The sequence below is a fragment of the Pseudomonas sp. TMW 2.1634 genome, assembly GCF_001703595.1.
In the GTDB taxonomy this organism is placed as follows: domain Bacteria; phylum Pseudomonadota; class Gammaproteobacteria; order Pseudomonadales; family Pseudomonadaceae; genus Aquipseudomonas; species Aquipseudomonas fragi.
Map to the genome: position 1 here is coordinate 748,107 of NZ_CP016849.1, position 21,021 is coordinate 769,127.

Annotated in this window: 21 protein-coding genes; 16 read left to right on the plus strand and 5 right to left on the minus strand. The window is 61.1% G+C overall.

Features of this window, described 5'->3' with window-relative positions; all coding sequences use genetic code 11:
* Positions 1–8 precede the first annotated feature (8 nt).
* Positions 9–665, plus strand: a complete 657-nt coding sequence (locus BFC21_RS03480) for an amino acid ABC transporter permease (RefSeq protein WP_016780665.1) — start codon at positions 9–11, stop codon at positions 663–665.
* A complete protein-coding gene (locus BFC21_RS03485; protein ID WP_088377219.1) occupies positions 662–1,954 on the plus strand; it encodes an FAD-binding oxidoreductase in 1,293 nt (430 codons plus the stop codon). Before BFC21_RS03480 ends, BFC21_RS03485 begins: the two co-directional genes overlap by 4 nt.
* A gap of 61 nt (positions 1,955–2,015) precedes the next feature.
* Here the strand turns inward: BFC21_RS03485 and BFC21_RS03490 are convergent, their stop codons facing one another.
* The gene (locus BFC21_RS03490; protein ID WP_016780667.1) at positions 2,016–2,237 is read right to left on the minus strand and encodes a YgdI/YgdR family lipoprotein; all 222 of its coding nucleotides are present in this window, start codon (positions 2,235–2,237) and stop codon (positions 2,016–2,018) included.
* Between the two features lie 14 nt (positions 2,238–2,251).
* A complete protein-coding gene (locus BFC21_RS03495; RefSeq protein WP_088377220.1) occupies positions 2,252–3,172 on the minus strand; it encodes a LysR substrate-binding domain-containing protein in 921 nt (306 codons plus the stop codon).
* 203 nt (positions 3,173–3,375) lie between these two features.
* On the opposite strand from BFC21_RS03495, the gene BFC21_RS03500 reads away from it, so the two are divergent.
* Positions 3,376–4,314: a DMT family transporter gene (locus BFC21_RS03500; RefSeq protein ID WP_088377221.1), complete on the plus strand. Its 939-nt coding sequence runs from the start codon at positions 3,376–3,378 to the stop codon at positions 4,312–4,314.
* 16 nt (positions 4,315–4,330) lie between these two features.
* Here BFC21_RS03500 and BFC21_RS03505 read toward each other — a convergent pair whose 3' ends face one another.
* Entirely contained in the window at positions 4,331–5,005 is a 675-nt protein-coding gene (locus BFC21_RS03505; RefSeq protein WP_088377222.1) for a histidine phosphatase family protein, read from the minus strand.
* Between the two features lie 260 nt (positions 5,006–5,265).
* Between BFC21_RS03505 and BFC21_RS03510 the strand changes: the two genes are divergently transcribed.
* The 8 genes from BFC21_RS03510 to BFC21_RS03545 all read left to right on the plus strand — a co-directional run bounded on the left by BFC21_RS03510 (position 5,266) and on the right by BFC21_RS03545 (position 13,284).
* On the plus strand, positions 5,266–5,970 hold the full coding sequence (locus BFC21_RS03510; RefSeq protein WP_088377223.1) for a YoaK family protein: 705 nt from the start codon (positions 5,266–5,268) through the stop codon (positions 5,968–5,970).
* Between the two features lie 80 nt (positions 5,971–6,050).
* Complete coding sequence (gene hutC, locus BFC21_RS03515; RefSeq protein WP_088377224.1) at positions 6,051–6,803, plus strand: histidine utilization repressor; 753 nt, start codon at positions 6,051–6,053, stop codon at positions 6,801–6,803.
* A gap of 299 nt (positions 6,804–7,102) precedes the next feature.
* A complete protein-coding gene (locus BFC21_RS03520; RefSeq protein WP_088377225.1) occupies positions 7,103–8,263 on the plus strand; it encodes a CaiB/BaiF CoA-transferase family protein in 1,161 nt (386 codons plus the stop codon).
* Complete coding sequence (locus BFC21_RS03525; protein ID WP_095005160.1) at positions 8,260–9,402, plus strand: acyl-CoA dehydrogenase family protein; 1,143 nt, start codon at positions 8,260–8,262, stop codon at positions 9,400–9,402. The genes BFC21_RS03520 and BFC21_RS03525 overlap by 4 nt, the downstream gene beginning before the upstream one ends.
* 76 nt (positions 9,403–9,478) lie before the next feature.
* The gene (locus BFC21_RS03530; protein ID WP_088377227.1) at positions 9,479–10,906 is read left to right on the plus strand and encodes a cytosine permease; all 1,428 of its coding nucleotides are present in this window, start codon (positions 9,479–9,481) and stop codon (positions 10,904–10,906) included.
* 36 nt (positions 10,907–10,942) lie between these two features.
* Entirely contained in the window at positions 10,943–11,707 is a 765-nt protein-coding gene (locus BFC21_RS03535; RefSeq protein ID WP_120265691.1) for an electron transfer flavoprotein subunit beta/FixA family protein, read from the plus strand.
* A gap of 2 nt (positions 11,708–11,709) precedes the next feature.
* Complete coding sequence (locus tag BFC21_RS03540; RefSeq protein WP_088377228.1) at positions 11,710–12,639, plus strand: electron transfer flavoprotein subunit alpha/FixB family protein; 930 nt, start codon at positions 11,710–11,712, stop codon at positions 12,637–12,639.
* Positions 12,640–12,795: 156 nt separating this feature from the next.
* A complete protein-coding gene (locus BFC21_RS03545) occupies positions 12,796–13,284 on the plus strand; it encodes a hypothetical protein (RefSeq protein ID WP_088377229.1) in 489 nt (162 codons plus the stop codon).
* Positions 13,285–13,335: 51 nt separating this feature from the next.
* On the opposite strand, the gene BFC21_RS03550 is transcribed toward BFC21_RS03545, so the two are convergent.
* Positions 13,336–13,665 carry a hypothetical protein gene (locus tag BFC21_RS03550; protein WP_016780679.1) on the minus strand — a complete coding sequence of 110 codons (330 nt, stop codon included), beginning with the start codon at positions 13,663–13,665 and terminating at the stop codon, positions 13,336–13,338.
* 585 nt (positions 13,666–14,250) lie between these two features.
* Here BFC21_RS03550 and selD point away from each other — a divergent pair.
* The gene (gene selD / locus BFC21_RS03555) at positions 14,251–15,285 is read left to right on the plus strand and encodes a selenide, water dikinase SelD (protein ID WP_083369490.1); all 1,035 of its coding nucleotides are present in this window, start codon (positions 14,251–14,253) and stop codon (positions 15,283–15,285) included.
* Positions 15,285–16,382 carry a tRNA 2-selenouridine(34) synthase MnmH gene (gene mnmH / locus BFC21_RS03560; RefSeq protein WP_088379463.1) on the plus strand — a complete coding sequence of 366 codons (1,098 nt, stop codon included), beginning with the start codon at positions 15,285–15,287 and terminating at the stop codon, positions 16,380–16,382. Before selD ends, mnmH begins: the two co-directional genes overlap by 1 nt.
* 67 nt (positions 16,383–16,449) lie before the next feature.
* On the opposite strand, the gene BFC21_RS03565 is transcribed toward mnmH, so the two are convergent.
* Complete coding sequence (locus tag BFC21_RS03565; RefSeq protein WP_088377230.1) at positions 16,450–17,781, minus strand: amidohydrolase; 1,332 nt, start codon at positions 17,779–17,781, stop codon at positions 16,450–16,452.
* A gap of 191 nt (positions 17,782–17,972) precedes the next feature.
* Between BFC21_RS03565 and BFC21_RS03570 the strand changes: the two genes are divergently transcribed.
* From BFC21_RS03570 to benB, 3 genes are all read left to right on the plus strand, one after another.
* A complete protein-coding gene (locus BFC21_RS03570; protein ID WP_088377231.1) occupies positions 17,973–18,929 on the plus strand; it encodes an AraC family transcriptional regulator in 957 nt (318 codons plus the stop codon).
* 221 nt (positions 18,930–19,150) lie between these two features.
* On the plus strand, positions 19,151–20,509 hold the full coding sequence (gene benA, locus BFC21_RS03580) for a benzoate 1,2-dioxygenase large subunit (protein WP_088377232.1): 1,359 nt from the start codon (positions 19,151–19,153) through the stop codon (positions 20,507–20,509).
* A complete protein-coding gene (gene benB / locus BFC21_RS03585) occupies positions 20,506–20,994 on the plus strand; it encodes a benzoate 1,2-dioxygenase small subunit (protein ID WP_088377233.1) in 489 nt (162 codons plus the stop codon). The genes benA and benB overlap by 4 nt, the downstream gene beginning before the upstream one ends.
* Positions 20,995–21,021: the final 27 nt, after the last annotated feature.

The following is a 21,021-nucleotide window of genomic DNA, read 5'->3' on the forward strand; positions in this document are numbered from 1 at the left end:
GGTAGTTTATGTTTCTCCAGGATGCGTTGGACTTTCTTCCGATTCTGCTCAAAGGCGCAGTGGTCACGGTGCAGGTCACGGCAGGTTCGTTCCTGCTCAGTTCCGTGATCGGCCTGATGTTTGCGCTGATGATGGTGTCAAAAATTCGCGCCATCGCATTGTTCGCCATTGGTGTGGTCAATGTGATTCGCGGGCTGCCGATCATTGTGCAGCTGTTTTATATCTATTTTGTCTTGCCCGATTTCGGTATCCAGCTCAGTGCCATGCAGGCCGGGGTGATCGGCCTGGGTATAGCCTATTCGGCCTATCAGGCGGAAAACTTCCGTGCCGGGATCCAGGCCATCGACCTGGGTCAGATCGAGGCTGCCGAGTCGTTCGGCATGCGCGGCCTGATGATCATGCGCCGTATCGTCCTGCCCCAGGCGTTTCGGATTGCCTTGCCGCCCTATGGCAATACCCTGGTGATGATGCTCAAGGACTCGTCGTTGGTGTCGACCATCACCGTGGCTGAAATGACCCGCCAGGGGCAACTGATCGCATCGTCGACCTTTGAAAACATGACGGTCTACACCCTGGTGGCATTGCTCTATCTGTCGATGAGCTTGCCGCTGTCCTATGGTTTGCGTCGTCTGGAACGACGTTTTGCACTGCGCAGGCGCACATGAAAGCACCGTCGAAACTGATATTGCCGCCTTCACTGTGGTCGGCCACGGCCCGCCCCGGCGCATTGACCCAGGCGCTGGCGGAAAACAAGCGGGTGGATGTGGCAATTGTCGGCGCCGGTTACACCGGGCTGGTGACCGCACTGCGCCTGGCCGAGTCGGGCGTCAGTGTCTGCGTGCTGGATGCCGGTGAGCCGGGCTGGGGCGCTTCGGGGCGCAACGGCGGGCAGGTGATCCCCGGGCTCAAGTACGACCCGGACCAGTTGCTCGAACGCTTTGGCGCCGAGCGTGGCGAAAAGATTATCGAGGCCTGCGGCGGGGCGGCAGATGAAGTGTTCTCGTTGATCCGCGAATACGGCATTGCCTGTGATGCCACGCGCAAGGGCTGGATCCAGCCGGCGTTTTCCAGCACCACCATGAAGGCCCTGGAACACCGCGCCCGGCAATGGCAGCAGCGAGGCGTAGCCGCCGAGTTGCTCGATGCCAGTGCGGTTTGCCAGCGTATCGGTACGCAAAATTACGTCGGCGGCTGGGTTGACCCGCGTGCTGGCAGCCTGCACCCGCTGAACTATGCCCGGGGCCTGGCCAGGTCGGCGCTGGGGCGTGGCGTGACCATCCACAGCGACACCCGGGTTACCGATTTGCGTCGTGTGGGGCCGCTGTGGCAGTTGACGGCAGCACAGGGCCACACCGTGACGGCCGAGCGCGTGGTACTGGCCACCAATGGCTATACCGACGGCTTGTGGCCGGGGCTGCGGCAAACGGTACTGGCCGCCAACAGCTTTCTGATCGCGACCCGACCGCTTTCACCGGAGCTGCGCAAAACCATTTTGCCGGGTGGGGAAGTGTGCTCGGATGCGCGGCGCCTGTTGCTGTACTTCAAGCAGGATGCCCAGGGGCGTGTATTGCTGGGTGGGCGCGGGCCGTTTTCCGAGCCGCGCCGCGCCGAAGACTGGGCGCATCTGGAGCGCTCGCTGATCAGCTTGTTTCCGCAGCTGGCAGGCGTGGCGATCGAATACCGCTGGAGCGGGCGGGTAGCGCTTAACCACAGCGTGCTGCCGCAGTTGCACGAACCGCAACCGGGCCTGTCGATCCTGATGGGTTACAACGGCCGCGGCATTGCAATGGCGACCACCTTGGGCAAGCACCTGGCAGCACGGGTTTCGGGGGCCAGCAATGACTTCCCGTTCCCGGTCACGCCGATTCGCCGCATCCCCTTCCACAGCCTGCAACGTCTGTATGTGGCGGCGGGTATCAGCTACTACCGACTGCTGGATGCGTTGAATGAGTAACGGCTTTGGTGCGTGGTGAGCGGCAAGTTAAAATGCGCTGCTTGCCGCTGGCTGCCCGTGTTCAATCCGCTTTGATGGTGGACACATCCTCGGCCCTGACCTTGACGTGCTTGCCGGCGATGTCGACAAACTCGTAGAAACCGTCCTTGTTGGTGGTGACGGGCAGGTCCTTGGTCAGGTATTGCGTGCCGTTTTGCAGGGTCACCACGCTTGGGGTCGCGCAGCCCGCCAGCCCCAGCAAGGCCACTAACAGCAGGGGTAAACCGGTAACCTTGATCTTCATGCATGTACCTTGAGCTATGAGCAAGTTGGAGAGGGGTCGCGCCGGGCTTGATCAAGCAGCCAGCGCTGGAAAGTCATTGCTGCATCAGACAGCGTTTTTTGCCGAGAGTGCGCCAGATGATCGGCGTTTGTACTTAAAAATTCAAACGCACCGACGCGGCACAGTTCACCTCGCTCGATTTTGTCGCGAACCATAAAGTCCCAGCCCAGACCCACCCCCATGCCTTGCACGATCGCCTGATAAGCGAGGGTGACCTGGTTGAAGGTGGGGCGTTGCGCATCGGCCTTGTGTTCCAGGCCAAAATGGTTGAACCAGTCGCGCCAGTCCATGCAGTTCCAGCCCGATGCATCCAGTTCGATCAGGGGCAGGCGTTGCAGGTCGGCGGGTTGGTTGACGCTGTTCAATGCCAGGTCGGGGCGGGCCACCGGGTAGACCTTCTCGGCAAACAGCGGCTCGGCACTCAGGGATGACCACTGGCCGGCGCCGTACAAGATGCAGAAGTCGTAATCGGCGACGCTGGATTCGTCGATATCGTTGCTGGCATGAATGTTCACCGTGATCGACGGGTGCTCGGTGTTGAAGGCGAGCAAACGTGGAAACAACCAGAACTGCGCGACCGCATGGGTACACAGCACGGTGACGGCATTGGGCGCGTGGGCTGCCTTGATCCGGTTGACGCTGTGTTGCAGGCGTTCGAGCAGGGTGCTGACTTCACTGAACAGGCTGGCGCCGGCGAGTGTCAGGCTGATGCCGCGGGCCTGGCGCTCGAACAGGGCCAGCTTGAGGTGGTCTTCCAGGGCGCGGATCTGTTTGCTGACGGCGCTTTGGGTGAGGCACAACTCGCTGGCGGCACGGGTAAAGCTGCCATTGCGGCCTACGGCTTCGAAGGTGATCAGGGTGGCCAGGGGCGGCAGGTTCTTGGTGTAGCGGTTCATGGCGGCCTTTTTGAATGGTGTGGGAGCGGGCTTGCCCGCGATGCGGTCTGTCAGCTGAACAGCAGTGTTGCCATCGCGGGCAAGCCCGCTCCCACAGGGTATAAGCCATTCCTCGGTGGAATGCCAGCATGCCAATTGATCTTTTGTTCTTGTATTGCGAGCCGCCTATTATCGCTCGATATCGATCAACCTGAGAGCGCGACATGAAACGCGGGATAGTCTATGCCGGCATGGCCGGGGCGGTGTGGGGGCTGGTGTTCCTGGTGCCCAAGCTGTTGCCGGAGTTCAGCCCGCTGTTGCTCAGCTGTGGGCGTTTTATTGTGTATGGCGCGGTGTCACTGGTGTTGCTGTTGCCCAATGCCCGGCGCTTGCTGCTCCAGCTCAGCCGCCGCGATGTGCTGACCCTGGTCAAGTTCGCCCTGCTGGGCAATCTGATTTATTACATGCTGCTGGCCGCCTCGGTGCAGTGGGTGGGTATCGCAGCGGCCTCGCTGATTATCGGGGTATTGCCGCTGAGCATTACCTGGCTGGGCCGCCGCGATGCCGGTGCGGTACCCCTGGCGCGGCTGGCATGGCCGTTGCTGCTGGTGCTCGGCGGGGTGCTGTGCATCAATCTCGAAGCCCTGTTCGGCGACACCTCACCACAGCCGCTGGGCACCAAGGTGCTCGGTGTGCTGTGCGGTATCGGCGCCTTGTTGTGCTGGAGCTGGTTCGCCATCGAGAATGCGCGGTATTTGAAGCTCAGCCGCTTTGACAGTGGCGAGTGGTCGACGTTGTGGGGAGTGACCACCGGGGTGCTGGGTGTGCTGATCTGGGGGGTTGCCCATTGGCTGGCGGTGGACGCGGTGACCGTCGAGGCCCCGGAGCAGCGCTGGCAGATGTTCTGGCTGGTCAACCTGGCCTGCGCCGTGCTCGGCTCGTGGTTTGGCAATCGCATGTGGAATGCCGCGTCCCGGCGTTTGCCGTTGACCCTGAGCGGGCAGTTGATCGTGTTTGAAACGGTGTTTGCGCTGCTCTACGGCTTTATCTACCTGCAACGCTGGCCCAGCGGGGTAGAAGCCCTGGCGGTGTTGATGCTGCTGGGCGGGGTCAGTTGGGCGGTGCGCCGCCATGCCCCGGCGCGCACCGTGCTCGCGCCGTGATCCGGGTACAGGCAGATCAGGTCGGGCACGCCTTGGAGCCATTGTTCAGGTCTTGTTTGTCGACGCGGCTGAGCAGGCTGGCCTTGCCGTCTTTCCAGGTCAGGGTCAGCACATACAACGAGTCAAAGTCGCCGCCGGACCAGTCTTCAGTCAACGAAGTCTTTTGGCCCAGGGCCTGGCTGGCAACGCTGTTGATCAGTTCCGGCAAGTAGCCGTGGGACCAGGCGGTGTAGATGGTTGAGCTGTGGTACTGGTCGTCGGTCAACTCCTTGGCCAGTTGGCGGGTGTCGTTGGCCGAGTACTCCAGGTTGATCGGCAAGCCCAGCTTGATGGCGCTCGGGTTGATGGTCATCAGCGGGCGCACATAGCTGTAGGCGTCATCGTCGGCGCCTTCTTCGACCTGGCGCGAAGGGTTGGCGGCAAACACGTAGTCAGCCTTGCCGTAGCGTTGCGGCAGCAGAGTGGCCAGGTCAATCGCCCGGTTCAGCCCCTGGCAGGTCAGCTGGCCGAGGCCATCGGCGGGTTTTTCGGCATGGCGCAAAAACACCAGGGTTTGCACACCGTCTACCGGCCGGGCAAAGACGTCATCCGCGTGTACCGCCAATGCCACAGCGCCAGCAATCAGGAGCAGCGGGATCGCCGCCAGGGCATAGGGCTTGAGTCGAGGTTTAATCCAAACAGACTGGTTCATGGGCGTCTTCTGCATACAGCTGTTAAGGCTGACCGGCCTGGCACAGCGGGCATGGCCGCCCCTGTGTGGATCCTTGTCATTGCTGCAAACCTGAGCTTCTCATCCTTGGCAGAAGCGTTTATTAGATGCCTTTTTCGCAATTGGTTCGATTTTACCTGCGCTAGAACAGGAATAGTCCTACAGGACGAGTGCTATGGTGGCTTTTTTATATGACAAAATCGTTCACTCTTTAGTCGGGTATTCCTACAGAGGCTTGCGCCATGCTTCCAGCGCCACTGCGAAAACCGAGCAACCCCGTGCATGTGCGAGTGCGTGCCTGGCGCGGCCGGGTAGGGCTGGCGATGGTGGCCAGCCTGTCTGTGCTGGCGGGCATGACTGATGCCATCGGCTTTTTGGCCACCGGTGATTTTGTTTCATTTATGAGTGGCAACACCACGCGCCTGGCAGTGGCCATCGGTGACGGTGACCTGGGTATGGCGGTGCGCCTGCTGTTTGCGGTGCTGGCGTTTATTGTCGGCAATGCCCTGGGGGTGTTGCTGGGGCGTTGGGGCGGGCGACGGGCCTTGCCGCTGATGCTGGTGATTGCCGGCTTGTTGTGTGCATCGGCTTTGCTGCCGTTCGCCAGCCAGGTCCCGGCGTTGCTGGCGGCAATCGTGGCAATGGGCATGCTCAATGCGGCGGTGGAGCAGGTCAATGGCCTGCCGGTGGGCCTGACCTATGTGACCGGGGCGTTGTCGCGTTTTGGCCGCGGCCTGGGCCGCTGGTTGCTGGGTGAGCGCCGCAGTGGCTGGCGCGTGCAACTGGTGCCCTGGACCGGGATGTTGCTGGGGGCAGTGTTGGGCGCGGTGCTGGAGGTGCAGTTCGGCCTCAGGGCCATGTTGTTCAGCGCCGGTTTGGCGGCTGTTTTGGGGCTGGTGTCGTTGCGCATTCCGCGACGTTGGCAACGCGATTACATGCCGCGTTAATCCCCCGTTTAGCTTGGCCCGGCCTGCGCGTAAACTGGCGCAGCCCGGCTGCATGCCCAGCCCTACGAACAGGAGTTGTTGTGTCCAAGTCAGTCGATGACCATTCACCCCTTGAGTCATTTTCCATTGAGAGCCCGGCGCCGCTGTATGCCCGGGTCAAGCAGGCCATCACGCAAAAAATCCGTTCCGGGGCCTGGTTGCCCAACTCCAGGCTGCCGTCCGAGAGTGAACTGCTCACTCTGTTGGGGGTGAGCCGCATGACCATCAACCGCGCATTACGCGAGCTGACCATCGAAGGGCTGCTGGTGCGCATGCAGGGGGTGGGTACATTTGTTGCCGTGCCCAAGGGCAATGCGGCGTTGTTCGAGATTCGCAATATCGCCCAGGAAATCGCTGACCGTGGCCATGTGCATCGCTGCGAGGTGATTGTGCTCGAAGAGGTGGCGGCCAAGGCCACGCCGGTGCTGCCGTTTGCCCTGGAGGGGGTCACGCGCTTGTTCCACTCGCTGATGGTGCATTACGAAAACGAGGTGCCGGTGCAGATCGAGGAGCGCTATGTGAACGCCGAGATTGCCCCTGAGTACCTGCAACAGGACTTCACCCGCACCACGGCCTATGCCTACCTGATGAACCTGGCGCCACTGACCGGTGGCGAGCATGAAGTCGAAGCGATTCATGCCACGTCGGCGCAATGCCGGCTGTTGAACGTCAAGCGCAACGAGCCGTGCCTGCTGATTCGCCGTCGCACCTGGGCTGCCCAGGGGCTGGTAGGCTGCGCCCGGCTGGTCTACCCGGGTTCACGCTACCGCTTGCAAGGGCAGTGCGGCAACTGAGGGGGCAGGGGTCGCGGGTAGCGGTGTGTTACTCGCGTTACTTTTGGTGCGTTTTTGTTACCTTCCTGCCTGCATATGCACAAAGTTGCGGCAACTTTTTGCAGTGTGACCCCGTCTGAGTTTTTTCTTTTAAAAAACATAACTTTTTTAACTGTCTGATTTTAAAGGTCTTTAAATCTAATGTTGAAGCTGTGAGCGCAATGCTTGCGGCGTGTTGGCCCCTCGCTTGCATTTACTTGTACATACAGGTTGGTATAAGTGCGCAGCAGCTTGGCTGCTTGAGTCTTTTAGGGGGGAGCATGGGTAACAATCCGTTTACGCAACAACTGCAGGGGGTGCGAGTGCTGGATATCAGCCGTGTGCTGGCCGGGCCTCATTGCACCGCCATGCTGGCGGACCTGGGGGCCGACGTGATCAAGTTCGAAGTGCCCGAGGAGGGCGATGATGCCCGCCACCTGGGGCCGTTTCTGGAGGGTGAAAGCGTGTATTTCGGCCTGATCAACCGCGGCAAGCGCAGCGTTGAGATCGACTTTAAAAACCCGGCGCAGCGCCAGCGTTTTTATGAGCTGGTGGCTGATGCCGATGTGCTGGTGGAGAACTTCCGCCCCGGCGTGACGCAGCGCCTGGGCATCGATTTTGACAGCCTCAAGCAGCACAACCCGCGGCTGATCTACGCCAGCATCTCCGGTTTTGGCCAGCAAGGGCCGCTGTCAAAGCGCCCGGCTTACGACATTGTGGCGCAAGCCATGTCCGGCCTGATGAGCGTGACCGGTTTTGCTGCCACCGGCCCCACCCGCAGTGGCGAGGCGATCGGCGACCTGTGTGCCGGGGTGTATGCAGCCTGGGCGATCAGCTCGGCGCTGTTTGCCCGGGAGCGGCATGCTCCGGGAGCGCAGTACATCGATGTGGCCATGTTTGATGTGTTGTTCAGCCTGCAGGTGACCGGCCTGTCCAACCTCTATGCCAAGGGCGTGGCGCCCGGGCTGGTGGGCAATCGGCATCCGGTCTCCACCCCGTTTGACACCTACCGCGCAGCGGATGGCCTGGTGGTGATTGCGGTGGCGAGCAATCGTTTGTTCGAGCGCCTGTGCCAGTGCATGGGCCAGCCGGAGCTGGCGAGCGATGCGCGTTTTATCGATGACAGCCAGCGCACCTTGCACGAGCCGGCACTGCATGCCGCCATTGAAAGCTGGACCGCGCAGCACAGCGTGGAACAGTTGTGCGACGGCCTGCTCGAGGCCGGTGTGCCGTCGTCGCCGGTGTGGGACTTGCAGCAGGCGGCCAGCAGTGAACATGCCCGGGTCCGCCAGTTGCAGGTTCAACCCGAAGGCGCGGCGCTGGCACTGGTGCCGCAACCGGTGTTCTTCAATGGCCGTAAGCCTCATAGCACTACCATCGCCCCGCGTCTGGGCGCCGACAACGCCGAATTCGGCTTTTGCAAGGCAGGAGTACACCCATGAACTTTGAAATGACCGCAGAAGAACTGGCCGTCGTCGACAGTGCCGAACAAATGGCCCGCGAAGTGATTCAGCCCCTGGCCCAGCACTATGACGAAACCGAAACGTTCTGCCTGGCCAGTATCAAGGCATTGGGCGACCTGGGCTGCATGGGCATCAACCTGCCAGAAGAATATGGCGGCCCGGGCATCGGCAGCCTGGCCATGAGCCGCGTGGTGGAAGCGGTGGCCGGGGCCTGTGCCTCCACCGCGTCGGCCATGACCGCGCACTTCCTGGCCACGGACTCGATCCTGCTGGGCGGCACCGAGGAGCAAAAGCAGGAATGGTTGCCACGCGCGGCCAGCGGTGAACTGCTTGGCGCCTTTGCCCTGACTGAACCGGCAGCGGGCTCCAACCCGGCCGACATGCGCAGCCGCGCCGTGCGTGAAGAAGGCGGCTGGCGGGTGCGTGGCAGCAAGCACTACATCACCAACGCCAAGGAAGCCGACTTTATCGTGCTCTACGTCAAGACGGACGCAGACGCCGGCCACAAGGGCATCAGCGCCTTTATGGTGCCCCGGGGCACGGCGGGCATCAGCTTCTCCAGCCCGGAAAAAACCATGGGCCTGCGCGGCAGTACCATCTATGAACTGGCGCTGGACTGCTGGCTGCCGGCGTCGGCACTGCTCGGTATTGAAGGCCAGGGTTTCAACACGGCGATGGCGGTGCTGGACCGCGGTCGGGTAGAAGTGGCGGCCATGTCCCTGGGCATCGCCCATGCGGCATTGCAGGCGAGTTTGAGCTGGGTGCGCGAACGCCAGATCGGGCCCAAGCCGCTGGCGGCGTATCAGGGCACGCAATGGCGCCTGGCCGATATGTACGCGCAACTGGAAAGTGCGCGCCTGCTGACCATGAAAGCTGCCGCCCGGCGTGACAGTGGCGAGCGTTTCAGCCTGGACTCGGCCACGGCAAAACTGGTGGCCGCCGAATGCGCCGGCTTTATTACCGATGCCGCGCTGCAACTGCACGGTGGTTACGGTTACAGCCGCGACTTGCCGCTGGAGCGCTATGTGCGCGATGCGCGGATCCTGCGGATTTTTGAAGGCACCTCCGAGGTGCAGAAAATCATCATCTCCCGCGCCTTGCTCGACGCGGCCAGATAACCAGCGGCCAAGGATTGGAAAAGTCTTTCCCATAACAACACGGCGCACCCCGGGTGCTAGCCTGAAGGAACTGCTTATGTCCACGCTCAACCAAGATTCACCGCGGGCCTCGCTGGTCGAACAGCGTTCCATTGATTACATCCCCGAGTCGGAGCGTCACGGGCGACTGTTCAGTCAGTTCACCCTGTGGTTCGGGGCCAACCTGCAAGTCACCGCCATTGTCACCGGGGCCTTGGCCGTGGTGTTGGGCGGCGATGTGTTCTGGTCGTTGATCGGCCTGCTCATCGGGCAGGTGCTGGGCGGCACCATCATGGCGCTGCATGCGGCGCAAGGGCCGAAACTGGGCTTGCCGCAGATGATCTCCAGCCGGGTGCAGTTCGGCGTCTACGGCGCGGTGATTCCCATCGTGCTGGTGTGCCTGATGTATGTGGGCTTTTCGGCCAGCGGCTCGGTGCTGGCCGGGCAGGCGGTGGGGCAGTTGGTGGGGGTGAGCGACTCGTGGGGCATCCTGATCTTTGCCGCGCTGATCGTGCTGCTGACCATCCTGGGCTATCGCACCATCCATATGATTGGCCGGGTGGCGAGCGTGGTCGGGGTGCTGGCGTTTTTCTATCTGTTCTACACCTTGATTTCACAAAACGACATTGGCCTGTTGCTCAGCAACAAGCACTTTGCCCTGAGCAGTTTTTTGCTGGCGATTTCGTTGTCCGCGTCCTGGCAGATCGCCTTCGGGCCTTATGTGGCGGACTACTCGCGCTACTTGCCAGCCTCGACCTCATCGCTGAAAACCTTTCTGGCGGTGGGCCTGGGCTCGGTGCTGGGCTCGCAGATCTCGATGGTCTTCGGCGTGTTCGTGGCGGCGCTGGCGGGCAACCAGTTTGCCGGGCATGAGGTGTCGTACATCGTCGGCATGGGGGCGAGCGGGGCGATGGCGGCGCTGCTGTATTTTTGCGTGGTGTTCGGCAAGGTGACCATTACCACGCTCAATGCCTACGGCAGTTTCATGTCCCTGGCCACCATCGTCAGCGGTTTTCGCGGCAACCATGAAATCTCGAAAACCCTGCGCCTGTTTTACATCCTGCTGATGGTCGGTTTTGCCACCGCGCTGGCCTTGCTCGGGCAGCATTCGTTCCTCAAGGATTTCTCGGCATTTATCCTGTTTTTGCTGGCTTTTTTCACGCCCTGGAGCGCGATCAACCTGGTGGACTTCTACCTGATCAGCAAAGAGCGCTACGACGTACCGGCGCTGTCTAACCCGAATGGCCGATACGGCCGCTGGAACCTGCGCGGTATTGTGGTGTACGCCTTCGGGGTGGTGGTGCAGTTGCCGTTTATCGCCACCAGTTTTTATACCGGGCCTTTGGTGGAGCCTCTGGGCGGCACCGATATCTCGTGGATCATTGGCCTGACGTTGCCGGCGCTGGTGTATTACTTCGTGGCGCGCAACTCGGGGCAGTCGGTGCCGGATCAATTGATTTTGCCTGTTGAGCCCGCAACGGTTTAGGGCTTTTCCATTCAAGTAGCCATAGAGGGAGCAACAATGAAGGTGCTGGCCTGTATCAAGCGCGTGGTCGATTACAACGTCAAGGTTCGCGTCAAGGCGGACAACTCCGGCGTTGACCTCGCCAACGTCAAGATGTCGATGAACCCCTTTTGCGAAATCGCCGTGGAAGAAGCCGTACGCCTGAAAGAACTCTCCATAAAGGAAGGGCGCGTTGCGACTGAAATCGTCGTCGTCTCCATCGGCCCGACCACTGCTCAGGAACAGCTGCGTACCGCGCTGGCTCTGGGTGCAGATCGCGCCATTCTCGTCGAGTCCGCCGAAGACCTGACCTCGCTGGCCGTGGCCAAGCTGCTCAAGGCCGTTGTTGACAAGGAACAGCCTCAGCTGGTGATCCTGGGCAAACAGGCCATCGACAGCGACAACAACCAGACCGGCCAGATGCTGGCTGCACTGACCGGTTTCGGCCAGGGTACGTTCGCGTCCAAGGTTGAAGTGGCAGGTGACAAGGTTGCCGTGACCCGTGAAGTCGACGGCGGCGCGCAAACTGTTTCGCTGAGCTTGCCGGCGATCATCACCACCGACCTGCGTTTGAACGAGCCGCGTTATGCGTCCCTGCCAAACATCATGAAAGCCAAGAAAAAGCCGCTTGAAGTGCTGACGCCAGACGCGTTGGGTGTTTCGACTGCTTCGACCCACTCGACCCTGAAAGTTGAAGCCCCGGCTGCACGCAGCGCGGGTATCAAGGTCAAGTCGGTGGCTGAACTGGTCGAGAAACTGAAAAACGAAGCGAAGGTGATCTGAACATGACGGTCCTGGTACTTGCAGAACATGATGGTGTCGGTATTGCATCGGCAACCCTGAACACGCTGGCGGCGGCTGGCCAAATCGGCGCTGACATTCACCTGCTGGTGGCCGGGCAGGGGCTGGGCAGCGTGGCGCAGGTGGCTGCACAGATCGCTGGCGTGGCCAAAGTTCTGGTTGCGGATAACGCCGCTTACGCCCATCAGTTGCCGGAAAACCTTGCCCCGCTGGTTGCAGAGCTGGGTGCCGGCTACAGCCACATCCTGGCCGCCGCGACCTCCAACGGCAAAAACATCCTGCCGCGCGTTGCTGCACAGCTGGACGTTGACCAGATCTCCGAGATCATCTCGGTGGTCAGCGCCGACACCTTCACCCGCCCGATCTACGCCGGTAACGCCATTGCCACCGTACAATCCACTGCTCCAGTGAAAGTGATCACCGTGCGTGCCACCGGTTTCGACCCGGTTGCCGCCCAAGGGGGTTCGGCAGCGGTTGAAGCGGTTGCAGCGGTTCACGATGCAGGCACGTCGTCGTTCGTGGGCGAGGTACTGGCCAAGTCGGACCGCCCTGAGCTGACCGCCGCCAAGGTCGTGGTTTCCGGCGGTCGTGGCATGCAGAACGGCGACAACTTCAAGTACCTGTATGCCCTGGCCGACAAGCTGGGAGCAGGGGTCGGCGCATCCCGCGCGGCGGTGGACGCTGGCTTTGTACCCAACGACATGCAGGTCGGTCAGACCGGTAAAATCGTTGCACCCCAGCTGTATATCGCAGTGGGCATTTCCGGCGCGATCCAGCATCTGGCCGGCATGAAGGATTCCAGGGTCATCGTGGCGATCAACAAGGACGAAGAGGCGCCGATTTTCCAGGTGGCTGATTACGGCCTGGTGGCGGACCTGTTCGATGCCGTGCCTGAACTGGAGCAGGCGGTCTGACACCCTGTGGGAGCCTGCTCCCACAGGAAGTAACCCCTGGCGGCAGGACAATTCTTGCCACAATCCGTTTTGTAGTTCTGTAGATGCCAGTAGCGGTAGACGTGTAGATTTCCGACGGTTACATCCCATCCTTATTACGTAGTTTCGAGGGTAAATATGTCGGATAACTTTACCAAGAATGTAGTGAACACACTGGTAGTCGTGGCCAGTTTGGCCTGTGCCGGTTCTGTGCTGGCCGATGTGGCAGTCAATGATCCGTTGCATATAGCCGGCGATTATAAATGCACGGGCTTTGACAGCCATGACGGCGCCTTCAAGGGCGATCTGAGTTTCAAGGTGGATGAAAAATCCAGCCACTTCAGTCAGAACTTTGGTGCCTACACGTTCAAGCTTGAAGTTGACCTGGGTAGCGACAAGGCCATCTATACCGGCTACGCCGCGGCCCAGGGCCAGCAACTGGCGATGTATTTTGCCAATGACAGCCTGGAGGCCGCCACCGATCGCGGAGTCGGGCTCGCGACCATCACCCGGGACCAGGACAGCAAGGGGCAATACACCACCACGCTGCACAAGTCCTATTACCTGCCTGACTACAATGGCGGCGGCCGAGGCACGGAGGTCTGCATTAAAACCCCGCAAACCTGAAATTGAAAAAGCCCCGGGGGTTATCCGGGGCTTTCTTGTACGGCGGGGCTATCAGCTGTAGCTGTTAACCTTGACCAGCGCAGGCGCGGTTTGCGCTTTTTGCCAGGTCAGGGTCAAGGTTTGCAGCACGCGCGCCATGTAGTCGCTATCGGCTGCAGCCTTCTTGCCCACGTAGCCTTGGCCACGGCGGTACATTTTGAGGTGGGCACGCATTTGTGGGCGTTCTTCCTCGAATCTGGTTTCTTCCTTGCACGACGTTACAGGATCGATACGCACATCACCGGCATCGCTGATCCACAGGATGTGGTCGTTCAGCGTGTCTTTCTGGGCAGCGAAGAGTCGAGCCAGCTCGTTAACAGTCGGTTGGTTATTCAGGTTCATAGCTAACTCCTTGACCACTCGTTGATCTGTCTAATTGATTCGCGCACCTGCACCTGCAGTGCCGCGTAGTGTCCATCTAAAGCAGATCTGCCTTGAGTTCGTCATATGTAGTAGTAAAACCCAGCACTACATAAAGAGCGTAAAGCGAAGGAGAGCAGCGTGAACCAGGATGCCTGAGTGACATGACGCATCAGCCACAAGCTTCTTGAGGACGTTTCGCTAGCCCCTGTCGTCTTTGACGCGGACGATCAAGCCAGGTCAGCTTCATCAATTCTGCCTTGTGGGCAGTACCTATCCCGGAACAGCCCGACAGCTCGTCGAGCATGCTTGCAACAACCCTTTCCAGCGCTTCCGGTGGGGAAGACGTCTGCATAATGCTGGGGGAAAATCGTGCCGTCAATACGTATGTAGTGATTGTTTTCAGGCACTACATATGTGACCGGCAGGTCGCTTTTCAGTATGCCGGTCACCCCTTGATGCAGACGCCATGCAGGCCGGGTACCGAGTGCGCGCGTGGCTTGCCGGCGCATGCAATGCTCGGCTCTGCTAGTATCTGCAGCTTTGAAATTGACCCGAGGTACCTTTATGAGCGAGCCGATCCGCCTGACCCAGTACAGCCACGGTGCGGGGTGCGGGTGCAAGATTTCGCCTCAGGTACTGGAAGTGATCCTTGCCGGCAGCGGCGCGCAAAACCTCGACCCCAAGCTGTGGGTCGGCAATGCCTCGCGTGACGATGCTGCGGTCTATGCCCTGGATGACGAGCGCGGGGTGGTTTCGACCACCGATTTCTTTATGCCGATCGTCGATGACCCTTACGATTTCGGCCGTATTGCCGCCACCAATGCCATCAGCGACATCTATGCAATGGGCGGTGACCCATTGATGGCCATTGCGATTTTGGGCTGGCCGGTGCATCTGTTGCCGCCTGAAGTGGCCCGCGAAGTGATCCGCGGTGGTCGCGCCGTGTGTGATGACGCCGGCATCCCGCTGGCGGGCGGGCATTCCATCGATACCCCCGAGCCGATTTTCGGCCTGGCCGTGACTGGCGTGGTCAACAAGCGCCAGATGAAGCGCAATGACACCGCCACGGCGGGTTGCCTGTTGTACCTGACCAAGCCCCTGGGCATCGGCATCCTCACCACGGCCGAGAAAAAGGGCAAGTTGCGCACCGCCGATGTTGGCCTGGCGCGGGACTGGATGTGTACGCTGAACAAGGTGGGCAGCCAGTTTGCCAAACTCGACGGGGTCAAGGCCATGACCGACGTGACCGGTTTTGGCCTGCTCGGCCATCTGGTGGAAATGGCCGATGGCAGCCAGCTGACCGCACAGATCGAATACGCCAGGGTGCCGCGCCTGGCCTCGGTCGAGTATTACCTGGAACAGGGCTGCGTGCCGGGTGGCACCTTGCGCAACTATGACAGTTACGCCGCCCAACTGTCGCCGCTGCAAGAGCTGCACAAGCGGGTGCTTTGCGACCCGCAAACCAGTGGCGGCCTGCTGGTTGCCGTAAGCCCGGAAGGTAATCAGGCATTCCTGCAAATGGCCAGTGAGCATGGCCTGACCCTGGAGCCGATCGGCCAGCTGGTTGAGCGACAGACCTACGCGGTTGAGGTGTCATGATGGCTGATGACGTCACCGACTATCGCGAACTGTTTCTCAATGACCGGCCGATGATGGACACCCGCGCGCCGATCGAATTTCACAAGGGGGCGTTCCCCGGGGTGGTCAACCTGCCGCTGATGACCGACCGTGAGCGCGAGCGGGTGGGCACCTGCTACAAGCAGCAAGGCCAGCAGGCGGCGGTGGTGCTGGGCCACCAGCTGGTGTCGGGGCAGGTCAAGGCAGAGCGCCTGCAGGCCTGGGCCGATTTTGCCCGGGCCAACCCCGAGGGTTGCCTGTACTGCTTTCGTGGCGGCATGCGCTCGCAGATCGTCCAGCAGTGGCTCAAGCACGATGCCGGGATCGATTACCCGCGCGTCACTGGCGGTTACAAGGCCTTGCGCAGCTTCCTGATCCAGACTCTGGACGATGCCGTGGCCCAATGCGACATGACCGTGCTCGGCGGCATGACCGGCACTGGCAAGACCGATGTGCTGGTGCAGCTCAACAATGGCCTGGACCTGGAGGGCCATGCCAACCATCGCGGCTCAAGTTTCGGCAAGCGGGCCACGGCGCAGCCGTCGAATATCGACTTTGAAAACCGGCTGGCCATTGACGTGCTGAAGAAGCGCGCCAAGGGCCATGCAGGTTTTGTGGTTGAAGACGAAAGCCGCACGGTGGGTAGCTGCGCCTTGCCGCTGACGTTGTATCAACGTATGCAGGGCGCCCCTGTGGTCTGGCTTGAAGACCGCCTGGAAAGCCGGGTTGAACGCATCCTGCGTGACTACGTGGTGGACTTGTGTGCCGAGTTCACCGCCAGTAATGGCGAACATGGCTTTGCCCTGTTCTCCCGGCGCCTGCTCGAAAGCCTGGCCAATATCCAGCGGCGCCTGGGCGGCGAGCGCCACCAGCGCTTGCAGGCGGTCATGCAAGAGGCCTTGCAGGAGCAGGAACGTTGCGGTGCGGTAGACCTGCACCGGGTCTGGATCGAAGCCCTGCTGCGCGAGTATTACGACCCGATGTACGCCTTCCAGCGCGAGAAAAAGGGCTCGCGCATAGCCTTTGCCGGGGATCAGGCCGCAGTGCTGGAGTATCTGCGCAGCATATCCAGCCACTAGCCTGTGGCGCTGACGGCACCCCCGTCAGCGCCGTGCTGTCAGCGCGGGCAAGGTGTTTGCCTGCGCTTCAGCTGCCGCGCACCCGCCCCGGATAATTCATCACAAACTGCACATGGGTCTTCACCCCCGTGGCCAGGGTGGCATCGTCGGCGGTGAAGTAGGGGCTGTGGTTGTTGGCGGCCTTGCTCATGTCCTGCCCTTCAGGCGTAGCGCCCAAAAATACAAACAAGCCCGGGACTTTTTCGGCGTAGTACGAGAAGTCTTCGCTTGGCGACAGGGACGCAGGCAGCAACTGCACCTTGCCTGGCGCAGCCAGTTGCAGGGCCGGGAGCATGGCTGCGGTCAGTTGCGGGTCGTTGCTGGTGACCGGCGCATGGTTAACCAGCAGCAGGTCGGCCTCGGCCTCGTAGGCGCTGGCAATGCCTTGCACCAGCGGCGGCATTTTTTTCAGCAGGGTGTTACGCACCGCGGCGCTGTTGCTGCGAATGGTGCCGGTCATTTCCACGGTCTCGGGGATGATATTGGCCGCAGAACCGGCATTGAGCGTGCCGACACTGATCACCCCCATGCCTTGTGACAGGTCGGCACGGCGGCTGACCAGGGTTTGCAGGCCGTCGATAATGGCGGCGCTGGCAACCACCGGGTCAACCCCGCTCCAGGGCGCCGAGCCGTGGGTTTGCTGGCCTTTGACGATGAGGCGAAAGCCGTCGCTGCTGTTGAGCACCGTACCGGCCTTGTAATACAGATGACCGGTGGGGTAGCCCGCCATCACATGCACGCCGAAGATCGCTTCGACCTTGGGTGAGTCCAGGGCACCGTCGCGGATCATGGCCTGGGCGCCGATCAGGGTATCGGTCTCGAACTCGTCGACATCCGCCGCGCCTTCTTCGGCAGGCTGGAACAGGAATACCACGGTGCCAGCTACCTGGTCGCGATGTTCGGCCAGCACTCTGGCTGCGCCCAGCAGCATGGCGGTGTGGGTGTCATGGCCGCAGGCGTGCATCACCGGCACGGTTTTGCCCAGGCGGGTGCCGGTGGCCGTGCTGGCGTAGGGCAGGCCGGTCATTTCCTTGACGGGCAGGGCGTCCATATCGGCACGCAGGGCCACGACCGGCCCGGGCAGGCCGCCCTTGAGCACGCCAACGACGCCGGTCTTGCCCACCCCGGTGCGCACCTCCAGGCCCAGGCTTTTTAGCTGCTCGGCGACCAGGGCGGCGGTCTTGAATTCCTGATTACCCATCTCCGGGTTCTGGTGAAGGGTGTGGCGCAGCGAAATCACCTGGTCATTCACCGCCGCGACTGCGGGGTCGACCCAGCTCAGGTCAGCCGCATGGCTGGTGCTGGACAGTGCGCTCAACAGGGCGAGGTACAAAGGGGCGTGGCGAAGGCGGGGCAGCATTGAAGGTCTCTTGTTTGTTGTTTTTAGGGCGCACAGGGTAAGCCAGTTTTTTGCAGGGGCGGCGCAACCACCCGGCTAAAAGCGTTCGATTACCGCACATTAGCTGAGGGTCCAATTGCCCTGCCCGGGTCGGCGTGCCTACTCTGGCGCCTGTGACGCCAATAATAATGACAAGACCGAGTACCTGACCGATGGATAGCTGCCTGCTGAGCGAGCGCAGTAGTGTGTTCCGACATGCTGACCCCCATGCCGTGTCCGATTATGTGAACCGGCATGTTGGCCAGCACTGTATTGGCCTTTCCCGAACCACCCGGCCGCTGGCCAGCCTCAATCATCGCAAGTTCGCCGAGCTGGACCTGTGCCGTATCAGTTATGGCGGCAGTGTGCGCGTGACCTCGCCGGCACTGGAGAGCATCTTTCACTTGCAGGTGCTGCTGCGCGGCAATTGCCTGTGGCGCGGCGCGAACCGCGAGCAGCATCTGGGGCCGGGGGAGCTGCTGGTGATCAACCCGGATGATCCGGTGGATCTGACTTATTCTCAGGACTGTGAAAAGTTTATCCTCAAGCTGCCGGTCAAATTGCTTGAGTCGGTGTGTGACGATCAGCGCTGGCGGCGGCCAGTGGGCGGTGTGCGCTTTATGCGCAATCACTACCGGCTCGATGAGCTGGAAGGCTTTCTTGGCTTGCTGGGCATGGTGTGCCAGGAGTCCGAGGCCAGTGACCCGCTGCTGCGGGTGCAGGAGCATTACACGCAGATTGTCGCCAGCAAGTTGCTGACCCTGATGCAGACCAATATCAGCCGCGAAAACCTGGCATCCGCCAGTGCCAGTATTGAGCGCCTCCTTGATTACATCGAGCGCAACCTCAAGCACGAAATCAGCAGCGAAGACCTGGCTGCGCAAGCGTGCATCAGCCAGCGCTCGCTCTATAGCCTGTTCGAGCGCCAGTTGGGCGTGACCCCTTTGCAGTACATCCGCCAGCGCAAGCTGGCGCGTATCCACACTTGCCTGAGCGACCCCGGTTGCACGGTGCGCAGCCTCACCGAGCTGGCGCTCGATTATGGTTTTGTGCATTTGGGGCGGTTCTCCGAGAGCTACCGCCTGCAGTTTGGCGAACTGCCTTCGAGCACCCTCAAGCGCCGGCATTGAATGTGCCGTCACCTGCTGGGGTGGGAGCGGGCTTGCTCGCGACGGGATCGCTGCGGTGCCACAGGAACACCGCGTCGCCAGCATCGCGAGCAAGCCCGCTCCCACAGCAATAACCGGCGGCCTGCACTAATCGGATAACGATTGGCAGTAATCGGATAGTGCCCCTCACCTCGACTCCCTAACCTGACCCGGCCTGGATAATAACAACGGAGGCCCTGGCCATGTCCCTGGGTATCGATTACTTGAATGCCATGCTGGAAGACGACAAGGAGAAGGGCATCTACCGCTGCAAGCGCGAGATGTTTACCGACCCCGATCTCTTTGAACTCGAAATGACGCATATCTTCGAGGGTAACTGGATCTACCTTGCCCACGAGAGCCAGATCCCCAACGTCAACGATTTTTTGACCACCACCATGGGCCGCCAGCCGATTTTCATCGCGCGCAACAAGGCCGGTGAACTCAACGCCTTTCTCAACGCCTGCAGCCATCGCGGCGCCATGCTGTGCCGGCACAAGACCGGCAACCGCGCCAGCTATACCTGCCCGTTCCACGGCTGGACCTTCAACAACAGTGGCAAGCTGCTCAAGGTCAAGGACCCGGCTGCGGCCGGTTACCCCGAAGGCTTTAACTGCGAAGGCTCCCATGACCTGACCAAGGTGGCGCGCTTCGAGTCCTATCGCGGCTTTCTGTTTGGCAGCCTCAACCCAGACGTGAAATCCCTGGCCGAGCACCTGGGCGAGTCGGCCAAGATCATCGACATGATCGTCGACCAGTCCGCCGATGGCCTGGAAGTGCTGCGCGGCTCCAGCTCCTATATCTACGAAGGCAACTGGAAACTCACCGCCGAAAACGGCGCCGATGGCTATCACGTCAGCTCCGTGCACTGGAACTACGCTGCCACGCAAAACCAGCGCACCCTGCGCGAAGCCGGTGAAGAGATCAAGACCATGAGCGCCGGCAGCTGGGCCAAGGGCGGCGGCGGTTTCTACTCGTTCGACCACGGCCATCTGCTGCTCTGGACCCGCTGGGCCAACCCCCAGGATCGCCCCGCCTGGGAACGTCGTGACGAACTGGCCCGCGACTTTGGCCAGGCCCGCGCCGACTGGATGATCGAGAACTCGCGCAACCTGTGCCTGTACCCCAACGTGTACCTGATGGACCAGTTCAGCTCGCAGATCCGTATTGCCCGACCGATCAGCGTGAACCAGACCGAGATCACCATCTACTGCATCGCGCCCAAGGGCGAGAGCAGCGAGGCGCGCACCAAACGCATCCGCCAGTACGAAGATTTCTTCAACGTCAGTGGCATGGCTACCCCGGATGACCTGGAAGAGTTCCGCTCCTGCCAGACCGGTTACGGCGCAGGGCGCGGCTGGAATGACATGTCCCGCGGGGCCGAACACTGGGTCGAGGGCGCCGATGCGGCGGCCGAGGAAATCGATCTCAAGCCGCTGCTCTCTGGTGTGCGCACCGAGGACGAAGGCCTGTTTGTGCTGCAACACAAGTACTGGCAGCAAACCATGCTCAAGGCCGCCGCCGGCGAACCGGCGCTGATCCCCGTGGAGGCCGTGCAATGAACAGCCTCTACGCGATTGTGCGCAACTTTCTGTACCGCGAAGCACGTTACCTGGACGACGGCCAGTGGGATCAATGGCTGGAGTTATACGCCGCCGATGCCAGCTTCTGGATGCCGTGCTGGGATGACAACGACACCTTGACCGAAGACCCGCAAAGCGAAATTTCGCTGATCTGGTACGGCAACCGTGGTGGCCTGGAAGACCGTGTGTTTCGCATCAAGACCGAGCGCTCCAGTGCGACCATCCCCGACACCCGTACCTCGCACAACCTGAGCAATATCGAGATCGTCGACGAAGCCGACGGCCTGTGCCATGTGCGGTTCAACTGGCACACCCTCAGCTATCGCTACAAGACCTGCGACAGCTACTTCGGCACCAGCTTCTACACCCTCGACATGCGCGGCCCGCAGCCGCTGATCAAGGCCAAGAAAGTCGTGCTCAAGAATGACTACGTGCGTCAGGTCATCGACATCTACCACATCTGATCAACGCTGTGATGCGTGCTGCACGGT

Bases quoted from the DNA above. Each gene is read 5' to 3' on its own strand.
- BFC21_RS03540 (WP_088377228.1), top strand. From the start codon at position 11,710: ATGACGGTCCTGGTACTTGCAGAACATGATGGTGTCGGTATTGCATCG.
- BFC21_RS03480 (WP_016780665.1), top strand. From the start codon at position 9: ATGTTTCTCCAGGATGCGTTGGACTTTCTTCCGATTCTGCTCAAAGGC.
- BFC21_RS03545 (WP_088377229.1), top strand. From the start codon at position 12,796: ATGTCGGATAACTTTACCAAGAATGTAGTGAACACACTGGTAGTCGTG.
- benA (WP_088377232.1), top strand. From the start codon at position 19,151: ATGTCCCTGGGTATCGATTACTTGAATGCCATGCTGGAAGACGACAAG.
- BFC21_RS03485 (WP_088377219.1), top strand. From the start codon at position 662: ATGAAAGCACCGTCGAAACTGATATTGCCGCCTTCACTGTGGTCGGCC.
- BFC21_RS03500 (WP_088377221.1), top strand. From the start codon at position 3,376: ATGAAACGCGGGATAGTCTATGCCGGCATGGCCGGGGCGGTGTGGGGG.
- BFC21_RS03570 (WP_088377231.1), top strand. From the start codon at position 17,973: ATGGATAGCTGCCTGCTGAGCGAGCGCAGTAGTGTGTTCCGACATGCT.
- BFC21_RS03495 (WP_088377220.1), bottom strand. From the start codon at position 3,172: ATGAACCGCTACACCAAGAACCTGCCGCCCCTGGCCACCCTGATCACC.
- BFC21_RS03490 (WP_016780667.1), bottom strand. From the start codon at position 2,237: ATGAAGATCAAGGTTACCGGTTTACCCCTGCTGTTAGTGGCCTTGCTG.
- benB (WP_088377233.1), top strand. From the start codon at position 20,506: ATGAACAGCCTCTACGCGATTGTGCGCAACTTTCTGTACCGCGAAGCA.
- BFC21_RS03505 (WP_088377222.1), bottom strand. From the start codon at position 5,005: ATGAACCAGTCTGTTTGGATTAAACCTCGACTCAAGCCCTATGCCCTG.
- BFC21_RS03550 (WP_016780679.1), bottom strand. From the start codon at position 13,665: ATGAACCTGAATAACCAACCGACTGTTAACGAGCTGGCTCGACTCTTC.
- BFC21_RS03520 (WP_088377225.1), top strand. From the start codon at position 7,103: ATGGGTAACAATCCGTTTACGCAACAACTGCAGGGGGTGCGAGTGCTG.
- BFC21_RS03530 (WP_088377227.1), top strand. From the start codon at position 9,479: ATGTCCACGCTCAACCAAGATTCACCGCGGGCCTCGCTGGTCGAACAG.
- BFC21_RS03535 (WP_120265691.1), top strand. From the start codon at position 10,943: ATGAAGGTGCTGGCCTGTATCAAGCGCGTGGTCGATTACAACGTCAAG.
- BFC21_RS03525 (WP_095005160.1), top strand. From the start codon at position 8,260: ATGAACTTTGAAATGACCGCAGAAGAACTGGCCGTCGTCGACAGTGCC.
- selD (WP_083369490.1), top strand. From the start codon at position 14,251: ATGAGCGAGCCGATCCGCCTGACCCAGTACAGCCACGGTGCGGGGTGC.
- mnmH (WP_088379463.1), top strand. From the start codon at position 15,285: ATGGCTGATGACGTCACCGACTATCGCGAACTGTTTCTCAATGACCGG.
- BFC21_RS03565 (WP_088377230.1), bottom strand. From the start codon at position 17,781: ATGCTGCCCCGCCTTCGCCACGCCCCTTTGTACCTCGCCCTGTTGAGC.
- BFC21_RS03510 (WP_088377223.1), top strand. From the start codon at position 5,266: ATGCTTCCAGCGCCACTGCGAAAACCGAGCAACCCCGTGCATGTGCGA.